Annotated in this window: 19 protein-coding genes and 1 pseudogene; 10 read left to right on the top strand and 10 right to left on the bottom strand. The window is 68.2% G+C overall.

Annotated elements, in window-relative coordinates; all coding sequences use genetic code 11:
• A pseudogene (locus NN2_RS01105) lies at window positions 1–211 on the bottom strand (transglycosylase SLT domain-containing protein); the annotation flags it as partial.
• A gap of 608 nt (window positions 212–819) precedes the next feature.
• Window positions 820–2214, bottom strand: a complete 1395-nt coding sequence (locus NN2_RS01100; protein WP_030518171.1) for a cystathionine beta-synthase — start codon at window positions 2212–2214, stop codon at window positions 820–822.
• A gap of 106 nt (window positions 2215–2320) precedes the next feature.
• Between NN2_RS01100 and NN2_RS01095 the strand changes: the two genes are divergently transcribed.
• From NN2_RS01095 to NN2_RS01080, 4 genes are all read left to right on the top strand, one after another.
• On the top strand, window positions 2321–2773 hold the full coding sequence (locus NN2_RS01095; protein WP_227462953.1) for a hypothetical protein: 453 nt from the start codon (window positions 2321–2323) through the stop codon (window positions 2771–2773).
• Between the two features lie 170 nt (window positions 2774–2943).
• Window positions 2944–3816 (top strand): SGNH/GDSL hydrolase family protein, encoded by an 873-nt coding sequence (locus NN2_RS01090; RefSeq protein WP_063009425.1) that lies wholly within the window; start codon window positions 2944–2946, stop codon window positions 3814–3816.
• Between the two features lie 79 nt (window positions 3817–3895).
• On the top strand, window positions 3896–5116 hold the full coding sequence (locus NN2_RS01085; RefSeq protein ID WP_063009423.1) for an acetyl-CoA C-acetyltransferase: 1221 nt from the start codon (window positions 3896–3898) through the stop codon (window positions 5114–5116).
• Between the two features lie 282 nt (window positions 5117–5398).
• The gene (locus NN2_RS01080) at window positions 5399–5734 is read left to right on the top strand and encodes a DUF1330 domain-containing protein (protein WP_063009421.1); all 336 of its coding nucleotides are present in this window, start codon (window positions 5399–5401) and stop codon (window positions 5732–5734) included.
• Between the two features lie 117 nt (window positions 5735–5851).
• On the opposite strand, the gene NN2_RS01075 is transcribed toward NN2_RS01080, so the two are convergent.
• A complete protein-coding gene (locus NN2_RS01075) occupies window positions 5852–6703 on the bottom strand; it encodes a Bax inhibitor-1/YccA family protein (protein ID WP_030518176.1) in 852 nt (283 codons plus the stop codon).
• Window positions 6704–6831: 128 nt separating this feature from the next.
• Window positions 6832–7983, bottom strand: a complete 1152-nt coding sequence (locus NN2_RS01070) for a class I SAM-dependent methyltransferase (protein ID WP_063009419.1) — start codon at window positions 7981–7983, stop codon at window positions 6832–6834.
• Window positions 7984–8055: 72 nt separating this feature from the next.
• Between NN2_RS01070 and NN2_RS01065 the strand changes: the two genes are divergently transcribed.
• From NN2_RS01065 to NN2_RS01055, 3 genes are all read left to right on the top strand, one after another.
• The gene (locus NN2_RS01065; RefSeq protein ID WP_063009417.1) at window positions 8056–8646 is read left to right on the top strand and encodes an AMIN-like domain-containing (lipo)protein; all 591 of its coding nucleotides are present in this window, start codon (window positions 8056–8058) and stop codon (window positions 8644–8646) included.
• 62 nt (window positions 8647–8708) lie between these two features.
• Window positions 8709–9245 carry a DUF6153 family protein gene (locus NN2_RS01060; RefSeq protein WP_369604051.1) on the top strand — a complete coding sequence of 179 codons (537 nt, stop codon included), beginning with the start codon at window positions 8709–8711 and terminating at the stop codon, window positions 9243–9245.
• 84 nt (window positions 9246–9329) lie between these two features.
• Window positions 9330–9971 (top strand): DUF305 domain-containing protein, encoded by a 642-nt coding sequence (locus NN2_RS01055; protein ID WP_063009413.1) that lies wholly within the window; start codon window positions 9330–9332, stop codon window positions 9969–9971.
• A 132-nt stretch (window positions 9972–10103) separates the two neighbouring features.
• On the opposite strand, the gene NN2_RS01050 is transcribed toward NN2_RS01055, so the two are convergent.
• The 3 genes from NN2_RS01050 to NN2_RS36845 all read right to left on the bottom strand — a co-directional run bounded on the left by NN2_RS01050 (window position 10104) and on the right by NN2_RS36845 (window position 13066).
• The gene (locus NN2_RS01050; RefSeq protein WP_030518181.1) at window positions 10104–10391 is read right to left on the bottom strand and encodes a hypothetical protein; all 288 of its coding nucleotides are present in this window, start codon (window positions 10389–10391) and stop codon (window positions 10104–10106) included.
• Window positions 10392–10592: 201 nt separating this feature from the next.
• Window positions 10593–11939: a lipase family protein gene (locus tag NN2_RS36850; protein WP_063910624.1), complete on the bottom strand. Its 1347-nt coding sequence runs from the start codon at window positions 11937–11939 to the stop codon at window positions 10593–10595.
• On the bottom strand, window positions 11936–13066 hold the full coding sequence (locus NN2_RS36845; RefSeq protein WP_063009411.1) for an esterase/lipase family protein: 1131 nt from the start codon (window positions 13064–13066) through the stop codon (window positions 11936–11938). Before NN2_RS36845 ends, NN2_RS36850 begins: the two co-directional genes overlap by 4 nt.
• A 188-nt stretch (window positions 13067–13254) precedes the next feature.
• Here NN2_RS36845 and NN2_RS01035 point away from each other — a divergent pair, with 188 nt between their 5' ends.
• From NN2_RS01035 to NN2_RS01025, 3 genes are read left to right on the top strand one after another with little or no spacing between them, the layout of a single operon-like run.
• Window positions 13255–14484 (top strand): PucR family transcriptional regulator, encoded by a 1230-nt coding sequence (locus NN2_RS01035; protein ID WP_063009476.1) that lies wholly within the window; start codon window positions 13255–13257, stop codon window positions 14482–14484.
• 22 nt (window positions 14485–14506) lie between these two features.
• The gene (locus NN2_RS01030; RefSeq protein WP_063009409.1) at window positions 14507–15742 is read left to right on the top strand and encodes a PucR family transcriptional regulator; all 1236 of its coding nucleotides are present in this window, start codon (window positions 14507–14509) and stop codon (window positions 15740–15742) included.
• A gap of 11 nt (window positions 15743–15753) precedes the next feature.
• Window positions 15754–16407, top strand: a complete 654-nt coding sequence (locus NN2_RS01025) for a hypothetical protein (protein WP_063009407.1) — start codon at window positions 15754–15756, stop codon at window positions 16405–16407.
• Here the strand turns inward: NN2_RS01025 and NN2_RS01020 are convergent.
• The 3 genes from NN2_RS01020 to NN2_RS01010 all read right to left on the bottom strand — a co-directional run bounded on the left by NN2_RS01020 (window position 16305) and on the right by NN2_RS01010 (window position 20441).
• Window positions 16305–17831 (bottom strand): amino acid permease, encoded by a 1527-nt coding sequence (locus NN2_RS01020; RefSeq protein WP_063009474.1) that lies wholly within the window; start codon window positions 17829–17831, stop codon window positions 16305–16307. The two genes, NN2_RS01025 and NN2_RS01020, sit on opposite strands and share 103 nt — an antisense overlap.
• An 88-nt stretch (window positions 17832–17919) precedes the next feature.
• Complete coding sequence (locus NN2_RS01015; RefSeq protein WP_063009405.1) at window positions 17920–19029, bottom strand: phosphotransferase enzyme family protein; 1110 nt, start codon at window positions 19027–19029, stop codon at window positions 17920–17922.
• Window positions 19030–19076: 47 nt separating this feature from the next.
• On the bottom strand, window positions 19077–20441 hold the full coding sequence (locus NN2_RS01010) for a purine-cytosine permease family protein (protein WP_063009403.1): 1365 nt from the start codon (window positions 20439–20441) through the stop codon (window positions 19077–19079).
• Window positions 20442–20444 lie beyond the last annotated feature (3 nt).

Genomic DNA, 20444 nt, shown 5'->3' with positions numbered 1-20444 from the left:
GGGCGGCCGCGGCGATGGGCTCGGCGGCAGCGGTGGGCTGGGTCTTCTCGGCGGCGGCGATCAGCGTGGATGCCAACGCGGCCGGCTTCACATCGTCGGTCTTGTGGCCACCGGCGGAGGTGATGGCGGCGAAAGCGGCGAGGGCCAGGGTGGCTGATCCGGCGGTACGCGCGACCGCCTTGGCTCTACTGCTTGTCGTGGTCTTCGACATTCGATGTTCTTCCCTACTGTGTGTCGGCCTCGGTGGCCTGCGGCAGGCAGCACTGGACCAGGGCGGGCCCCTGTGGGACTCACCTCGCGCACTGCATGCTTTTTTCGGATGACGATCCGGCTACTGACTCAGACTCGCGTCTGACAACCAACGAGGTCACAGGATGGTTGCGGTAGGTAAACGTAAACTGAACTGAAAATGAACAGACGGTGCGCCTACTCGCGTTTCGCATCGATTGCGACTTGCTATATAGCGCTGACCTGGGAATCCATGCCTCACGGGCACGTGCTGCGCATCACAGAAAAATAACGCGTGTCGTTGCGTTTGAGGGTGTTTTGTCCGCTTTTTTGAGCCTTTGGCAACTGTTCGGTAACGATCGATAACGCTTGGTAACCCCCGCCGTGATGCAGTCGATAGTCAAGGTTTGCGGACCGATCGGTTGCCCTCGGAGGGAGTCCGCGGGCGGCGCGGCACGGTGAACGGCCGGCAGATCCGGCGCCCGCGCCCCGGGGCACGTGGAAACGCGATCACCCGGCTCGCGTGCGCGGCCGGGTGATCGTGGCGAACTGTGCTGTTGGGCGAACTCGGCAGTTGGCTGCCGAACGGGATCAGTGTGTGGGCAGACCCGCCCCGCTGAGGAAGCCGAGCAGATCATGGCGGGTGATGACGCCGATCGGCTTGCCGTCCTCGACGACCATCAGCGCGTCGGTGGATTCCAGCGCCTTGGTCGCCGCCGACACCGGCTCGCCGGACCCGATCAGCGGGAACGACGGGCTCATATGCTTCGACACTGGATCGGTGAGATGCGCCCGGCCCTCGAACACCGCCGACAGCAGATCGCGCTCGGTGACGCTGCCGGCCACCTCGCCGGCCATCACGGGCGGTTCGGCGCCGACCACCGGCATTTGCGAGACCCCGTATTCGCGCAGAATCTCGATCGCGTCGCGCAGCGTCTCCTGCGGATGGGTGTGCACCAGATCCGGCAGCGCGCCGGACTTGCCGCGCAGGACGTCGCCGACCGTCGGCTCGGTGGTGCTGCCGTCGAGCCGGGTCTGCAGGAAGCCGTAGGAGCTCATCCAGTTGTCGTTGAAGATCTTCGACAGGTAACCGCGGCCACCGTCGGGCAGCAGCACCACCACGACCGCGTCCGGATCGCGCTCGGCCACCCGCAGCGCCGCGACCACCGCCATACCGCAGGAACCGCCCACCAGCAGCCCCTCCTCGCGCGCGAGGCGGCGGGTCATCTCGAAGCTGTCGGCGTCGGAGACGGCGATGATCTCGTCGGGCACCGACGGGTCGTAGGCCGAGGGCCAGAAATCCTCGCCGACGCCCTCGACCAGATACGGCCGGCCGGTGCCGCCGGAATAGACCGACCCCTCCGGATCGGCGCCGATGACCTTGACCTTGCCGCCGGACACCTCTTTCAGATACCGGCCCGCACCGGTGATGGTGCCGCCGGTGCCCACACCGGCCACGAAATGGGTGACCGTACCCTCGGTGTCGCGCCAGATCTCGGGACCAGTGGTCTCGTAGTGGCTGGCCGGGCCGCCCGGGTTGGAGTACTGGTCGGGCTTCCACGCACCCGGGATCTCACGGGTGAGGCGGTCCGAGACGCTGTAGTAGCTGTCCGGATGCTCCGGCGGCACCGCGGTCGGGCAGACGACCACCTCGGCGCCGTAGGCGCGCAACACGTTGCGCTTGTCCTCGCTGACCTTGTCCGGGCAGACGAAGACGCATTTGTAACCGCGCTGCTGGGCGACCAGGGCCAGCCCCACCCCGGTGTTACCGGAGGTCGGCTCCACGATGGTCCCGCCCGGCTTCAGCAATCCCTGCTCCTCGGCGGCGTCGATCATCTTCACCGCGATGCGGTCCTTGGAGCTGCCGCCCGGGTTGAGATATTCGATCTTCGCGGCCACCACCCCGGAGTTCGGGCCCACCACAGAGTTCAACCGAACGAGCGGGGTATTTCCGATCAGGTCGACGACGTGGTTCGCGATACGCATAGCTACATCGTCGCAGAGCCGGGCGGACGACTTGCGTTTGGTACGGCGAGCGCTGCGTTTGATCCAGCGAGGCGATAGGGCTGCGGTTAGTATGCGGGGCGTGAGGATGCCGAAGACAGCTCGCGCCGCCGCCGTCGTGGCCGCGACCGTCGGGGCCGTGACCACCATCGCGTCCGCCTCGGCCAGCGCACAGACCGTCGAATTCCCCCAAACGCCGAGTGTGTTCTACGGCGGATTGTGCGGGGGCAATATCCGGACCTGGGTCGATACCAGTCCCGACTGGCCGGGGCGGGCGGTGTTCAACGTCCAGGCCCTGGCGATCCAGGGTGTGGGCCCGGGACAGTATCCGCTGGCCCCGCTGTGCAACGTCGACACCACGGTCGCGTGGCGCAACACCAACACCGGGGCGGCCGGCGAGTACCGGTTGAACGTCGTCTCCGGTATCTACGGCAGCATCCTGTACGCGGAGTTCCAGAACACCGGACCGGGTCATATCGAGGTCACGGTCACCACCAACAACCTCAACATTCCCGCACACGGCGCATTCGACGTTTTCTGACCCGCACCGGACCCGTCCCTGGTCGGCGCGTCACACGCGCCGCATAATCGGTAGGACCGGACCGGGAGCGCCCCCTGCGGCCACACCGGATTCGCACCGCCGCGGGCGCGGAGCCCGCCGCGGAGGGTCCGGTCGGTGACAGCGTCGGACGCGAGACGGGAGGTTGGCGGGTGGCTTCCAGGACGTGGCGAACCGTCGCGGCGAGCGCGGCCGCCGGGGTGGCGGTCGGCTCGGGGGCGGGCACCGCGGGCTGGGCGACCTACCGCCTGCTGATGTCACAGGCCCGCGCGGCGCGCACCGTGATAGGCCGCGACACCTCCAAGCCTCCGGAGGCCGACGGGGTGTACACCCGCGAGTGCGGGGCCCCGCAACCGTGGCGCGCGGGCGTGCCGTTCGACCTGCATCTGATGATCTTCGGCGATTCGACCGCCGCCGGAGTGGGCTGCGCCGACGCCGAACAGGTACCCGGCGTCCTGGTGGCCCGCGGTCTGGCCGATGCCACCGGATGGCGAATTCGCTTGAGTACCAAGGCGATATCCGGAGCCACCTCGAAGGGGCTGGCCGGACAGGTCGACGCCATGTTCATCGCGGGCCCGCCGCCGGACGCCGCGGTGATCCTGGTCGGCGCCAACGACGTCACCAAGAAACATTCGATCTGGCGTTCGGCGCAGCGGCTGCGGCACGCGGTCGGACGCCTGCACGAGGCGGGCGCCGTCGTGGTGGTGGGTACCTGCCCGGATCTCGGCACCGTGGCCGCGATCCCGCAGCCGTTGAGCACGGTCGTGCACCGCTGGAGCGCGCGGCTGGCCCGAGCCCAGGTCGGTGCGGTCCGTTCGGCCGGTGGCACCCCCGTCGCGATGGGCGATCTGCTCGGCCACGACTTCCGCAGCACCCCGGAGGTGCTCTTCTCCGCCGACGGGTTCCATCCCTCGCCGGCCGGGTACGCGTTGGCGGCCCGGCATCTGCTCCCGGCACTGCTGCGCGAACTCGATGAACGGGATCAGTCCCGACCGGGTGTTCCGAGCCACACGGCGGCGACGTAGATTCGGGGTTGAATTTGTCGTACCCCTGTACCGAAACGGTCGGCTGACCGATTCGGCGACCTCGATATAAGGAGTCCTCATGCCAGAGGCCGTCATCGTTTCGTTCGCCCGCTCCCCCATCGGCCGCGCAGGCAAGGGTTCGCTGGTGACCATGCGTCCCGACGACCTCGCCACCCAGATGGTCCGCGCTGCCCTGGACAAGGTTCCGGCGCTGAACCCCGCCGACATCGACGATCTGATGCTCGGCTGCGGACAGCCCGGCGGCGAGGCCGGATTCAACATGGCCAAGGTGGTCGCCACCCAGCTCGGCTACGACTTCCTGCCCGGCGTGACCCTGAACCGGTACTGCTCGTCGTCGCTGCAGACCACCCGGATGGCGCTGCACGCCATCAAGGCCGGTGAGGGCGACGTGTTCATCTCCGCCGGTGTCGAGACCGTGTCGCGGTTCCCGAAGGGCACCTCCGACGGCTGGCCGGACACCCACAACGAGAAGTTCGCCGAGGCCGAGGCCCGTACCGTCAAGCGCGCCGAGGGCGGCTCCGGCGGCTGGACCGACCCGCGCGAGGGTGGCGATCTGCCCGACGTCTACATCGCGATGGGCCAGACCGCCGAGAACGTCGCCCAGTTCACCGGCATCTCCCGCGAGGACCAGGACCACTGGGGCGTGCGCTCGCAGAACCGCGCCGAGGAGGCCATCAAGGCCGGCTTCTTCGAACGTGAGATCACCCCGGTGACGCTGCCCGACGGCACCGTCGTCTCCACCGACGACGGCCCGCGCCCCGGCACCACCTACGAGAAGATCTCGCAGCTCAAGCCGGTCTTCCGTCCCGACGGCACCGTCACCGCCGGTAACGCCTGCCCGCTCAACGACGGTGCCGCGGCGCTGGTCATCATGAGCGACACCAAGGCCAAGGAGCTGGGCCTGACCCCGCTGGCGCGCATCGTGTCCACCGGTGTGTCCGGTCTGTCGCCGGAGATCATGGGCCTGGGCCCGATCGAGGCCGTGCGCAAGGCGCTGAAGATCGCCGGCAAGACCATCGACGACATCGACCTCTACGAGATCAACGAGGCCTTCGCCGTGCAGGTGCTGGGCTCGGCTCGTGAGCTGAACATGGACCTGGACAAGCTGAACGTCTCCGGCGGTGCCATCGCCCTCGGCCACCCGTTCGGCATGACCGGCGCGCGCATCACCGCCACCCTGATCAACAACCTGCAGACCCACGACAAGCAGTTCGGTCTGGAGACCATGTGTGTCGGCGGTGGCCAGGGCATGGCCATGGTCATCGAGCGCCTGAGCTGATCTCCCCCGCCTCTCCGACAATTCAGCGGACGAGTGGGTGCCGCGAGATTTGCGTTGCGGGGCGGCGGTGAGTGCTGAGGTGGCCTCTGGGCGTGCCCGATGAGTTACCCATGTTCTCACGAAATCAGTCGGCCGGTCCGCACCGAAAGGTGGGGACCGGCCGATTCGCGTTTTGGCCCGGCGGCCCGGATTCGGCACGCATTACCTGGCGGGTAATCGTTCTCCGGCCTCCGGCGCGGAAATATCAATGGCGTCAACACAACTCGGTTCGAGGAGTTCGAGATGCCTGCCTACGCTGTGGCCCACCTGCACGATGTGGATGTCAACGCCGAGATCGTGGAGTATCTGCGCCGGATCGACGGGACGCTGGCGCCGTTCGGCGGGAAGTTCATCGTGCACGGCGGACGGCAGCTGGTCGCCGAAGGCCCCACGGATGCCGTCGCGATCGTCATCGAATTCCCGGATTACGAGGCGGCACAAGCCTGGTACGCCTCGCCGGAATATCTGGAGATCCTGCCGCTGCGACTGAACAACGCGGGCGGAGTCGCGGTTCTGGCCGATCACTGCGGTGACGACCACGTCGCCACCGATGTGCTCCCGGCCGAACTGCTCGCCTGAATGTCGCCGCGGCGCACGGCCGGCGCGCGGAGATCTCCGACACCTCCGAAACGCGACGAGGTGGCTGCCGGTGTGGCAGCCACCTCGTCGGTGTTCGGGCCGCTGTCGGGCGCGGGATCAGTCGTTCTGCAGATAACTCAGCAGGCGCAGGATCTCCAGGTACAGCCAGACCAGGGTGACGGTCAGGCCCAGGGCGACGCCCCACGCGGCCTTCTCCGGCGCACCGGCGCGGATCAGCTGGTCGGCGGCGTCGAAGTCGAGCAGGAAGCTGAAGGCCGCGATCGCGATGCAGACCAGGCTGAAGATGATCGCCACGGTGCCGCCGTCGCGCAGGCCGAAGCCGCCGGGGGTGAAGAAGGCGGCGATCAGGTTGCCCAGCATGAGGACGATCACACCGATCATGGCGCCGACGAGCATGCGGGTGAAGCGCGGGGTGACCCGGATGGCTCCGGTCTTGTAGACCACGAGCATGCCGAAGAACACACCGAAGGTGCCCAGTACCGCCTGGGCGATCAGACCGCCGCCACCGACGCCACCGAATTCCACATTGGTGAACATGAACGACAGCGCGCCCAGGAAGAAGCCTTCGGCGGCCGCGTAGCTCAGCACGATGGCCTTGTTGTCCTGCTTGCGGCCGAAGGTGGCGACCATGACCAGCACGAAGCCGACCAGACCACCGACGATCACGAACAGCGGGGCCAGCGCGTGGTTGGCCGCGGTCGCACCGTAGGCGATGATCGCGGCGATGGTGACGACGCCGAGGGTGATGCCGGTCTTGGTGACGACATCGTCGATCGTCATCGGCCGGGTGGCCGGCGCCTGCTGATACGGCTGCTGGACACCGTACGGGCTCTGCTGTCCGTACTGCGCGAACTGCCCGGCGCCCGCTGCCGCCGAACCGAATCCCGCGTATCCACCGCCCTGTTGTTGCGGCAAATTTTTGAAGATCGGGTTACTTGTGGTGCGCAAGGTCCCGTGCCTTTCCGAAGTAGCGGTCCACGTCCGTCGTGTCCGTCTGAGTATCCAACGATCCGCTCCGGGAGCAAGTTCCCGAACCGGACATCAAATCGGACATATCAGACTGTACTGCCCGTAATCTACTCCCCCCGGGCGGTGTGCAGGCCACACACGGACCGAGTCACGGTGAATTTGCGATTACGCCCGACCACATCGGTCTTGCCGACCAGGCGGTCCATGACGCCGCGATAGTTGAGATGGCTGTTGTATACGGTCCACAGCTCCCCGCCCGGGCGCAGCACCCGCCCGGTTTCGGAGAACATCTTGATCGCCGAGCCGGTGTGCACCGCGGCGCCGACATGGAAAGGGGGGTTGCACAGCACCAGATCGGCGCTGTGGTCGCCCACCGCCGCCATCGCGTCGTCGCGGACCACGGTCACCCGATCGCCGACGCCGTTCGCGGCGGCGGTGGCCCGGGCCGAGGCGACCGCGGCCGCGGACTGATCGGTTCCGACCACCGTGATGTGCGGGCGCGCCTTGGCCAGGGCCGTGGCGAGTATGCCGGTGCCGCAGCCGAGATCGATCGCCTCGCGCGCGTCGGGTTTCATCCGATCGAGGTGTTCGAGCAGGAAGCGGGTGCCGATATCGAGCCGCGGCCCGGAGAAGGCCGCACCGTGCGCCACCACCTGCAGGGCGAGTTCGTCGAGGTGGTCACGCAGCGGAAACTGCGGCGCTCCCGGCGTTTTCGGCCCGGTCGCCGTGATCGTCCGCGACTTCTGCCGGCCCCGGCTGGCCTGCACACTCGAAAAGTATTCCGCCAGTACGTCGTTCATCGCCGGCGTCAGATACTTGTCGCGCCCCCCGGCGATCACGGTGACCTCCGGATCGGCGTATCGCGCAATCGTCTCGGCGATCTCGGCGAGCCCGGACAGCATGCGGGGTAATCGCAACAGCACGACGCCGACCCCCTCGAGCAGTTCCGGGCCGAGATCGTGCGAGGTGTAGCGGTCGGCCAGATCCATCGCGCGGGCATTGTTGGCCAGCGCCTGTTCACCGGTCAGCAGATCCTGGTGGACGCGGATGTCGCGCACATCGTGCGCGGCCGCCGCGCCGAGAGTCAGTGCGCCGTAACAGTCGTCGATCACCGCGACCCGCCCCGGTCCGGCCGCCGCGAGCACATCCGCGGCCGTGTCGAGGATCAGTCGGTCCGCCGCGTCGACGGCGTAGAGGTTCACCGCTTCCACATCCGGATAGCGCCGCAATCGGCTCAGTATGTCGTCGACCTCCAGCATTCCTACAGTGTGCTAGACCGTTGCCGTGTCGTCACCACGACCCCTGGCGCCCGACGGCATACCATCGGCCCCATGCGTAACAGGCTGGCATTGACGATGGTCGCCGGGCTCGTACTGCTGGCGGGTTGCTCGGACGGCGACTCCACTCCGGCCACTCGAACGCCGATGCCGCCCACGACCGGGGCGGTCACGGCGACCACGGAACCCGATCAGGCGCCGCCCTCGGGAACCTCACCGCAGCAGGCCGACCCGGCCACCGACACCCGGCTCACCGTGACCGATGTGCGCATCGGCCACCACGACGGTTACGACCGGGTGGTGTACCAGTTCGGCGGCACCGGCGGGGCGCCCGGATGGAATGTGCGATACACCGATCGCGCGGTGCAGAACGGCAGCGGCCGGGAACTGCAGATCGCCGGCATCTCCATCCTCGAGGTGCAGATCCTGGGCACCGCCTATCCCTGGGACAGCGGGGTGGCGCCCTACAGCGGCCCGAACCCGGCCACCGATCCGAGCGCGCCGGGCATCGCCGGTGTCTACGGGGCCCAGGATTACGAAGGCACCACACAATCGTTCATCGGCGTGAACGCCGACCGGCCGCCGTTCTCGGTGACCGCCCTGGACCGGCCCGTGCGATTGGTCGTGGACATCGCGACCGGATGATCTTCGCCACTCATACCGCCCGGGGGTAACTGAGGGATGCGTAGAATGGGGCCGTGCTCGCCATGGGTCGCCTCCGTCGCGCGCCCGGATTCGTCCGGGTGCTCGGTGTGCTGACCCTGCTGATCGGCGTCGCCGTCATGCACGCGGTGGTCTTCTCCACCGGGCACGCGATGGGCGCCGCCGTCGAGCCGGCGGTAGCTTCGCCCGCTGTCGCGAATTCGCTTGCCGCCCCGGGTATTTCGCCGATGCCGCACGGCAGCCACTTCCCGGCCGTCACAGCACCCGGAGGAGTCGCGGCGGCGGCCGCCCGAAACGAGCAAGCCCCGGCCGCGGACCGATCGCAGGCCGCGCCGATGCGCACGCCCGCGGTCGCCGAGGGTTCCGACTGTGACGGCTGCACCACCCACGCCGGTATGCACGCCTGCGTTTTCGTGCTGGTGACCCTTGCGCTGGCCCTCGGCCTGGCGGTGATCGCCTGGCTCGGCGCCGCTCGGATACTCGGCGCCGGGCGCCTCGCGCGCTTCGAGCTGCGCCGCCGCACGCGACCACCGCCGTGGACCGTGCTCTCCCTGGCCGAATTGGCGATTCTGCGGATCTGACCGGCCCGCCGGATCGGCGTGCGAACGCGCGCGGATACCGGCCCGACAGGTCCTCGCCCATCGCAATTCCCCAGGAGCACAATCATGTTCACTTCTCGTCTCCGCATGCTGCCGGCCGCCGCCCTCGCTGCAGCTGCCCTGATCGTCGCCGGTTGCAGCAGCGACAACTCCGGCGATTCGAACCCCTCGCCCTCGGCCACGTCGTCGCATTCGCCGATGGCCGACATGCCCGGGATGAATCACAACAGCGCACCGTCCACCGCGACCCGCACCGACTACAACGACGCCGACGTCAGCTTCCTGACGATGATGTATCCGCATCACGCGCAGGCGGTGGAGATGGCGAGGCTGGTGCCCGGCCGGTCGCAGAATCAGGAATTGATCACCCTGGCCGCGAATGTGGAAAAAGCGCAGGCCCCGGAGATGGAGCAGTTCGCCGCGCTGCTGCACAGTTTCGGCAAGCCCGCTCCGCAGGCGACCATGAACCATCCGATGAACGGCGTGATGACGTCCGAGCAGATGACACAGCTGCGCAACGCCTCCGGCGCCGATTTCGACCGGATGTGGCTGCAGATGATGATCGCGCACCATCAGGGCGCGGTGGATATGGCGAATACCGAGCTCGCCGACGGCACGAATGCCGACGCGAAGGCGCTGGCGCACAACATCCTCACCGCGCAGCAGGCCGAGATTCAGCAGATGCGCGGGATGCTCGGGCAGAACTGATCGCCCGCGGTCGCGCCGTTCGGCTCACCGGCCGTTCGGCTCGCGGGTTCGACGGTGGCTCGCGGACGAGCTCGGAAACCACACGCATGCGGGTGTGCCGGCTATCCGGCACGCCCGCGTGGGTGGGGGCGGTCAGCTGCCGATGACGGCGTTCATGATGGTGCCCGCACTGGTCGCGACGCCACCGCCGATCATCGCGCCGGCCACCATCTTCGGCGACTCCAGCCCGCCGCCGTTCCACTTCTCCCAGGCGAAGCGGCCGCCACCGTAGGTGATGGCGGTGACGCCGGACAGCAGGACGAACCAGGTGAAGTAGCGGACCAGCTTCAGCAGTTTGTCCGCGGCCGGCGGAGTTTCCGGCGTGGGGTTGCCGACCTGAGCCAGCACGGTGGTGTACATATCGTGTACGGCGAGAACCATGCTCACGTTCGTTGTCCTCTCGGATGCTGAGGTGATGCCGGTACTGAGGTGATGCCGGTTGGAGCGCAGAGCATGCAGTGACAACTCGTCAAACAGATCCAATTGAACCGCACCGGCCGCCTCGCCCGCAGCCGGACACACCGCATTCGCGAAAGCGGCCGCCACCTGCGGTTCCAGGTCAACTGACCGGTCCGCCGACGATCATGGTCGCGACCGGCCGCTCCGCGCGACCGAGGCGGGCCGGGAGCGAGCCGCACCGACCTCGACACCCTCGGCCGCGTCGGCCGGAGCCGCACCCCGGATCGGACGCCCGGTCAGCAGCCGCACGCTCAACGCGGCCAGTCGCCGGTGCCCCGCCAGCGCGCGCCGGGTCCCCGCGACCGACCACACCGTGCGCGTCCCGGGAGTCGTCGGACGTCCGGCGAACCGGTCGGCGAGCCAGTCGACCATCACCGGGATGGCTAGGAATTCCAGCGGCAGATGCGCGCTGAGCCGGTCGCGCAGATAGCCGATATCCGCCCCGGCCGCTTCGTAGCGCCGCACGAGGGCATCGACGTCGTCGACGGCGATCACCTCGTCGTGGACACCCTGCACGATCAGCATGGGCATGCGCGGCGCCCGGCGGCCGGGGAGGATATCCGCGAGAACCGTGCGCAGTGCCGCGGTATCCAGCAGACCGGGCAGTCCGCCCGCGGCGTAGCGCCCGACGTCGCGGCGGGCGAGCCGGGCCAGCAGCGGAAAGGTCGCCGACACTTCGGCTTCGGCCAGCATCGCCAGATAACGAGGCTGCAGCGCCGCCCGCAGCGCGGTATCCAGATCCGGATAGCCGCGACGCAGCCCCGCCGTGAAGACCATGGCGAATCCGGCGAATACCGTGCCGTTCAGGCGCTCGAACGCCGCCCCGGGATCCCCGACCGGTGAGCCGGCCACGGCGCCGACGATATTCAGTTCGGGCGCATGGGTTTCCGCGAGCTCGGCCGCCCAGGCGGTGGCGAGGCCGCCGCCGGAATATCCCCACAGGGCGATCGGTGTGCCAGAATTCAAGCCCAGTGGAACGAAATTCAGCGCCGCCCGGATACCGTCCAGCGCGCGGTGTCCCGGCTCCCGCGCCACCCCGAAGCGGCCCTCACTACCCCCGTGGTCGGGCACCGAGACCACCCACCCCCGATCCAGCGCCGCCGCGATCAAGGGAAGTTCGAGCTGCGGAATCGCTCCGATCGCCCGGGCGCCGCGCCGCAGCGCGTAGGACGGAAAGCACTGCGGTGCAACGGCATCGATCGCACAGTGGAAGGAGACCAGCGGCCGCCCGGGCGCACAGTCCCGGGGCAGCAGCACCGTGGTCACCGCAGCCTCGGCCGTCCCGTTCAGATCGCTCGTGCGATAGAGCAGCTGCCAGACCGACATTCGCAGTGGCACGACACCGAAGGCCGCCAGCTCCACGACCCGGCTGCGCAGGATGGCGCCCGCCGGCTGCGCCTCGAAACCTTCCGGAGCCCGATGGAAGGGGTCGGCGTCCGGGCGCGGCGGCTGCGGCCGCCGGCCGCTCACAATCCACCCCCGCCGCCGACCAGCCACGGGTTGAAGCTGCAGCTCAGTGTCGGATACCGCTGCGGATCGAGAGCGTGCAGCGCGATCGAGAGCGCCCGCGGGGAATACATCATCGTCAGGTGATCGGACAGATCCTGTTCGCAGCCGTCCTGCACGGTGATGTCGTCGACGGTGGCATCCGGACCGGCACGCAGAAGTGCCAGTTCCACCGGATTCATGACCTCGTCGTAGCGGGAGGCCACCACGGTGTACGCCACGCCGGGCACGGTGTCGCCGGCGAGGTTGAGCTGGTTCAGAAACGGCGAGCCGACGGCCTGCTGAATATTCGCGGGGCCGACCAGCGGACGGTAGAAGCCGAGGATATCGATACCCAGATTCGTGATGATCCGCCCCAGTGTGGCCATGCCCAGCAATGTCGTTCCGTGATGGGTGCCGCCGAAACTGACCAGCTGTCCGACCTTTTCGGCGCCGCCGTCGAATTTCAGATATTGATCGGCTACCGGCGCCCCCTGGGAATGCGCGACGATGTCGACGCGATCGGAATGTGTGGTAGCCCGAACCCGGTCGACGAAGGCGGCCAGTTGCCACGCCGAATCCTCGATCGGCCCGACCGCATAACGTCCGGGAAGTACCGCACCGAGACCACCGCCGTCGAGAAGACCGGACCGTCCGTAATTGAAAGCGAAAATACAAAAGCCGGCCCGCGCGAGTTTCGGCGCCATATAAGCGAAACTGTCGTAGGCGTTGAGCCAGGTGCCGTGCACCAGCACGATCGGCTTCGGATGGTCGGCGCTCGGTACACAATCCCAGCGATTCGCGCCCGGCGGGGCGGCATCCGGATGCGTGAGCCCGTATCCGAATGCGGCCAGGTAGGAGGTCATTTCGGGACCTTCCCCCACCGCTTCGCTCGCGTGGCTGCCGACCCGGCCGCCGGAACCGGAACTGCTGCCGGTGTCCAGGATCGGCTGCGGCACATCGCCGTCCGCGGCGGGATGCAGACCCGCGGCGATCAGATCGGCCAGCTGCGTTTCCGGGGTGTCCGGCGGCGCCGCGGTCGCGGTTCCGGAACCGATGACGGCCGCGCAGATCAGCGCGGCGAGCGCCGGGATTCGATGTCGAAGCTTCATTGCTGCCTTCCCTGCCGGCACACCGGAAATCGTTTTCGGCGGCCCACATTCAGCCTCATCGGCAGCGGCGGGAAAGTCACTGCACTCGGATACACAGATCCGCTGGCGGGATTTGTGGCCGGAAACGAATTCCGGTCGCGGCGCCGCGACCTCTTGCCGCAATCCATGTGGCCCGCGACAATCGGCGCATGCCGGTTGCCGTGAATTCCGCGCCCTCGAGTCTCGCCGTGCGCATCCTCGAGCGCCTGCCGCAGTTCGCCGAACGCGTCCTGGCCTCCGGACTGGGTACGTCCGCATCGGCCGCAGATCTGCCCGCGGACCATTTCGTCGAGGTGCTCCCGGCCATCTACGGATGTGCGCACGCCTTCCTGCACGCCATGGCGCAGCAGCGGGAATTCACCCGTGACGAGGTCGCCGCCTTCGTGCAACCGGTGATCGAGCGGCATGCGGAGGATCGGCTGCCGCTGCCGCTGCTGATGGAGGCGGTCCACCGCTCCGCCCAGCAGGTACTGCAGGAGGCGGTGGCGCTGAGTGAGCCCGCGGATGTCGACCAGCTGATCGAGTTCGGTTCGCGCACACTCGAATTGCTCATGCACATCAACCTGATCACGGTCGAGGGCTATGCGGCGGTCGAACACTCGATCTACCATCCGGAACGGGAGGCCAAGCGCGCCCTGTGCGCGGCGCTGGTGGGCGGACAGCCCGCCGAGGAGCAGGCGGCGCGCGCCGATACCGCGCTGGCCGAACGGTATTCGGTGCTGGCCGTCCAGGTGCGCACCGATCCGCAACCCGCCGCGGCCGCGAATCTCGTTGTCCGCCGCCGCATCCGCATCCTGCAGCGCGTTCTGGATCGGGTGGCGGGGCCGACCGCGCTGCACACCTTCGACGGGGACACCGCGGTCGTGCTGCTCCCCGGCGTTCGCGAGTGGCCGGAGAGCGCCGGCGCGGAGTTGGCAACCGAACTCGCCGAACAGTTCGGCGCCGATGTCCTCGTCGCCGAAACCCCGTGCACCAGGCGTGAATCCGTGCCGGAAGCGGCGCATCAGGCCGCGGAGGTGGCCCAGCTGGCACGTATGTCGGGGCGGCCGACCGGGATGTACCGACTCGACGATCTGCTGCTGGAGTATCAGCTCACGCGGCCCGGGGTGGCTCGTGACCGGCTGGCCGAACGGATCGAACCGCTGCGCCGGGCACCGCATCTCATGGAGACGCTCGACGCGCATCTGCGCCACGGCTCCGATCGGAAGGCCGCCGCCGCCGAAATCCACATCCACCCCAACACTTTCAGCTATCGGCTGCGCCGCATAGAGAAACTCACCGGCGTCGACCCGAGCGATCCGAACGGATCGCGATTGCTGTCCGCGGCGCTGGTCGCCCATCGATTGCGTCCGGCGCCCGCCCGGCCGGTCACCTCCTGAGCAGTGAGAAGGTAGTACGACGATGAACGCCCGCCCCCGCCACGACGTCCGGGTGCTCTCCCGCCAACTGGTCGGGCATTTCGCCGAACATGTGGCCCCGTGCTCCACACTGCCCGGCGACGCCCTGCACGGCGACATCACCGCGGTGACCAGGGTCTGCCTGGAACTGACCGTCGACATCCTCGAGGGCCGGCAGCCGGACGAGAAGGTCGGGCGCCTGCAGCGCGCGGCCGCGAACTGGGCACGCGAGGGCATTCCGATCGATACCGTCCACCACGCGGTGCACGAGGGATTCCGGCTGGCCTTCGATCTGCTGCTCACCCAGACCGATCCGAAGCAGCGGCCCGAGAATCCGGCGCAGTTGCTGCTGCGGATTCTCGACACCATCACCCCCGCGGTCGCGCTCGCCTATGTGCGCGAACATCAGGCCGCGGTCACCGAACACCACACCGCGGTGCACACGCTGGTCTCGGCGCTGCTGGCCGGGCACCCCACCTCGACGATGGCCCGGGCGAGCGGGATCGAGATCGAACCCGCGTATGTCGTGGTGGCGATGAGCATTCCGCCGCACCCCGACGAATCCCATCCCAACGTGGACGGGAAAGTGGTGGCGCGCCGCAAACTGCGCCGGTTGCAGACCGCACTGGCCAATCGCAGCGGCGGGCGGGTGCTGTCGTTGCTCAGCGTGGACGGCGGCACGATCCTGGTCCCGGAGGCGATGTTCGGCGAGGACGAACTCGACGAGCTGATCGCCGAACTGTCCGAGGCGGCGCAGGTCGGGCTCACCGCCACCGCGCTCGCGACGCCCACCGAGGAGATCTCCGCGGCCGCCGACCGCGTGCACGAACTGCTCGACACCGTGCTGCGGCTGGCCAGCCCGCCCGGGCTGTACCGCTTCGCGGATCTGGCGATGGAATATCAATTGACCCGTCCCGGACCGGGTTTGGAACGGCTGGGGACACTGCTGGATCCGCTCGACGACCACCCGGATCTGCTCGAGACCCTGCGGCGGCACATGGCCACGGGCCTGTCCCGCCGCCGCACCGCCAGGCAGTTGCAGGTGCACACCAATACCGTCGACTATCGGCTCAAACGGATCGGTCAGCTCACCGGACTGGATCCCTCGCAGCCGAGCGGCCTCTGGTATCTGCGCGCCGCACTGGTCGCGCGCACGTATCGGGACGCCGAGGGACCGCCCGTGGCGGACCTCGCGGATCATTCGCCGGACGGTATGGGCAAAACGTTTGCTAGGAGGTAGCCTGTCTCGCGATGGCTACCACTGCGCAATTGCGGGCCGCGCTGGCGGTGCTCCGCGCCGATACCGACGAAGCCGCCGAGCAAGCCCGTATTTCGGAAATGTCCGGAACCGATTCGGCAGCGGTCGAACACGCCCTGCTCGCCGGTTTGCTGTACCGGATGATGGGCGATGATCTACGCCACTCCCTGACCGGCGCTCCCGATCTCACCGCACTCGAGGAACGGGCCCGCGCCGCCGGGCCGGGTACCGCGACCTACGCCACCGACGATCGGGAACAACGCGAGGAGCATTGCGCCCAGGCGCATTTCGAGGCGTACTGGCTCGCCCATCGGATCGCGGGACTGCACTTCACCACCGTGCCGTCGGCCCCCGCGCTGCAGGCGGCCGCGCATACCGCCGAGGCCACCCGCACGCTGCTGCGTATCCATCGCGATCTGCTGGACGCGCCGGATGCCGGGCACCCCGCCTGGGAGGTGGTGATCGACCAGCTCGATCGAGCCCGCGCCCTGGCCTTCGCGGCGTCTGCGGGTGCCCAGCCTCCGGATGACCAGCCCCCGGAAAGTCAGCCTTCGGTAGCTCGGCCCTCGGTAGCTCGGCCTTCGGACGCCGCCGCGGGAGTGTCGGAGATCGGTGTCGAGCGCAGCACCGAATGCCGCACACCGTAGGTGAAATAGACGACCAACCCGATTACCATCCAGATCAGGAATCGCAGCCAGGTCTCCACCGACAGATTCAACATCAGCCACAGGCACGCCAGCACACCGAGAATCGGGATCAGCGGCACCAGCGGCACCCGGAATCCGCGCGGCAGATCGGGGCGGGTGCGCCGCAGGATGATCACACCGACCGACACCAGCACGAATGCGAACAGCGTGCCGATGTTCACCATTTCCTCGAGCGTGCCGAACTGCACGAATCCGGCCAGCACGGCACAGACCGTGCCGACGCCGATGGTGAGCGCAGCCGGAGTGCCGAAGCGCCCGGTCCGGGCCAGGCGACGCGGGAGCAGGCCATCGCGCGACATCGCGAACAACACGCGGGTTTGGCCCAGATACAGCACCATCACCACGGTGGTCAGACCGGCCAGCGCGCCGACGGAGATGATGTTCTTGGCCCAGGTGACCCCGTGCAGTTTGAACGCGGTGGCGAGGGTGGCGTCGTTGCCGGCGAGCTCGGTGTAGGGCACCATGCCGGTCAGCACCAGCGTCACGGCCACATACAGGATGGTGCAGATCAACAGCGAGCCAAGGATTCCGCGCGGCACATTGCGCTGTGGATTCTTCGTCTCCTCCGCGGTGGTGGCCACGACATCGAATCCGATGAACGCGAAGAACACCAGGCTGGCCGCGGCCAGCAGTCCGTACCATCCGAAGTTGCTGTCACCGGCGCCGGTCAGCCATTGGAACAGTGTCTGGTGCAGGCCCTCCCCGGTACTGCTGGGCTGAGACGGCGGAATGTAGGGCTTCAGATTCGACGGCTCGAAATAGGCCAGCCCCACCACGATCACCACAGCGATAACCGACAGTTTGATCGCGACCGCGATCGCAGACACCCGCGACGACACCTTGGTGCCGATCACGAGCAGCACCATCAGGATGACGATCAACAGGGCCGCGCCCCAATCGAATTCGACCGACCCGAAATGCACGATCGGCGAGCGCGAGCCCATTACCTCACCCAGATACTGCGACCATCCCTTCGCGACAACCGATGCGGCGAGGGCGAATTCGAGGATCAGGTCCCAGCCGATGATCCACGCCGCCAGCTCGCCGAAGGTCGCGTACGAGAAGGTGTAGGCACTGCCCGCGACGGGGACGGTGGAGGCGAATTCGGCGTAGCACAGGGCGGTGAGTCCACAGGCGACGGCGGCGAAGACGAAGGCCAGCGAGACCGACGGCCCCGCCACATTGCCGGCCGTGCGCGCGGTCAGCGTGAAGATGCCCGCGCCGACCACCACGGCGACACCGAAGACGGTCAGATCCCAGGCGGTCAGATCCTTGCGGAGTTTGGAATGGGGTTCATCGGTATCCCGGATCGATTGTTCGACCGATTTGGTTCGCAGCAGACCACCCCACCGGGGGTTCGGCACCGATCCGGCCGTGTTCTGCGTTGGCGTCGGCTCAGCCACACCCGTCTCCTCCGTTGTCACCGATCCCCCGTGACCCGCAGACAGCAACCTAACAGCACTCGGCAGTCAGTCGTCGCAACATGGTCGTGAAGGCCTTGCCCTCGGCCGATGCGGCCCAAACCGAGCGACCGAGAAAGTAGTTACGGTAAGCGATCCGGGCATTGCGCACCTGCCGACGAGGCGGAATCGTGAGGAAGTAATCGATTTCGGACAATTCGTAGACGATGTGCACGAGCGGGAAGAGGTCGGGCAGGACCTCGCGCTCCACCCGATGCAGCGGCCTGATCTCGCAGTAACCCCGCAGGAACGCGCCCAGTTGCCCGGCCTGCACCCGGGCCGGGCCGCCCGCGGCGATCGAGAGCCAGTCGACAGCGAAGCGTTCGATCGCGGTGGCGAGATCGAAGGCGGCCACGGTCCGGTTCGCCAGGCCGAAATCCAGGACGGCGGTGACCCCGCCGTCCGACCAGAGCAGATTCGTGCCGTGCCAATCGTTGTGCGTCCACAGCGGGGGCAACGTCGCGACCGCGGCGGCGAGTTCGGATGCGGGGGCATGCGTCGCGCCCGGTAGCTCCATCGGCCGTCCGGCCTGCGACCGCACCGCGTCCGAGTATCGCTCGGCGGCCAGAAATCGGCCGACCTCCGGGCGGGCGGCGACGTAGCGGTCGACGGTCGCGGCCGGATCGGTGCACAGCCCGGCCAGCAACGGATGCGGCGGGCGCTCCGGTGCCTCGAATCCCACCGCGGCGAGGTGCAGGCGCGCGAGCATCGCTCCGGCCGCGGCCGCATCGGCGGCCGAGTGATAGGGGCTCCACGAGAAGTCGTCGCGGTACCGGTCCTCGCCTGCCCCGAGTTCCTGGATTTCGTAGGTGAACTCGCCGCGCTCGGTCGCCCGCACGCGAGGAATCGGAATGCCTTGTGCTCGAAGATGATTCATGAAGGCGTGTTCGGGGGCGAGGGTCCCGGGATCGCGCAGCGCCGAAGGCATCCGCTTCACCACGACTTGCGTTCCGTCACCCAGCCGCACCCGGGCCGTGGACGACAACGGCCGCCGGCTGCGCCATTCGATCACGGGTGTCGCGCCGGGCTCGGCGAACAGATCTCCCAGCTCGCCGGGAGTCAGCGGGGAGAATGCCGGTGCGGCCGACCCGCTTTCGCCCATCGCGAAGACCTGATCGCCCGTCTCCGCGGACTCGTCTCCCGCCCGGCTCAGGACGTCCGCTCCGGCTCGGCCCGGGCGGGCAGCCGTTCGAGACGGGCCAGCACACCGGTGCAGGCGGCCGCGGCCAGGAACGAGTACAGCGAGGCGGAGGACCACCAGCCGGGATGCACACCGACGAGGTCCTGCACCCGCAGCCAGATCCGCGCCCACCAATCCACCGATCCCGGATTGAGCACCTGGTACACGACGAAGCCCAGCAGCCACGGCACCAGCAGGAGCGGACGGGCGGGAGCGTTCTCGGACAGATTCCACCCACGACGGCCGCGACCGAGGAAGAAGTCGACCACCAGCACCGCGCACAGCGGGACGAACACCGATCCGATCAGCAGCAGGAAATTCGAGAAACCGGTGAAGTCGTGCACCCCCAGCGCCAGCACGGTCGCGAGCGCACCCACCGCTGCGGCCAGGAAGCGCCGATCCACCCGCGGCAGCAGATTCTGCAGCGACATCGCGGTGGAATACACATTGGCGAACGACTGATCCGATTCCCGCAGCACGAGCACCGCGAAGAACAGCCATCCGGCCGCGACGCCGAGGAAGGTGTCGAAGATCCGGTCCGGATCACCGCCGGCCTGCAGTAGCGCGACGATGCCGAGCAGATAGCACCAGGTCTGCGCGATCGAATAGCCGGCCATCGTGGCCCCGGTAGCGGCGCGAGCGCCGCGGGCGTGGCGGGTGTAGTCGGCGGCCAGCGGGACGAACGACACCGCCACCGCCAGCGCGGTATCGACGCCGGGGAAGAATCCGCTCCACGACGTACCGGTCACCGGCGGCAGCGGTTGGCGCAGGAACTGAATCGTGAACCAGCCCATGGCCACCGCCACCGCGACCGTCACGTACTTGCGCAGAATGCGCAGCACGTTCAACGGCCAGATCGCCATCGCCGTACACAACGCACCGGCCCCGACAATCACCGCACCGTGCGGCAGATTCCCGTGGGTGAGCGCCGCGACCCCGCCCGCGATCACGGTCAGCTCGAACACACCCCACCCGATGCACTGCACGATGTTGGCCACGGTCGGCACATACGACAGCCGGGTGCCGAACAGTCCGCGGAAGTTCGCCATCGCCGGCGCGCCGGTGCGCGCGCCCACCGCGCCGGCGGCCGCCACCATCGCGGTGCCCAGCACGGTTCCCACCGCGGTGGCGAGGACCGCCGCCGTGACCGGCAACTGGGGATGGCCGGCCGGTTGCAGCACGTAGAAGGCTCCGGTGAAGCCGATCAGGCTCACGCCCAGGTTGGCCCAGAACGCGGCCTGATCACCGAACGACAGGGTGCGCGGCGGAGCGTTCGTCAGCAGCAGCGGGGCCTCGGCCGAGCGGTCTCCCGGCTGCTCGGGCAGAGTCGTCATAGC

The sequence above is a fragment of the Nocardia nova NBRC 15556 genome, assembly GCF_001613005.1.
Taxonomy (GTDB): Bacteria; Actinomycetota; Actinomycetes; order Mycobacteriales; family Mycobacteriaceae; genus Nocardia; species Nocardia nova.
This window is presented reverse-complemented; position numbering and strand designations above follow the sequence as displayed.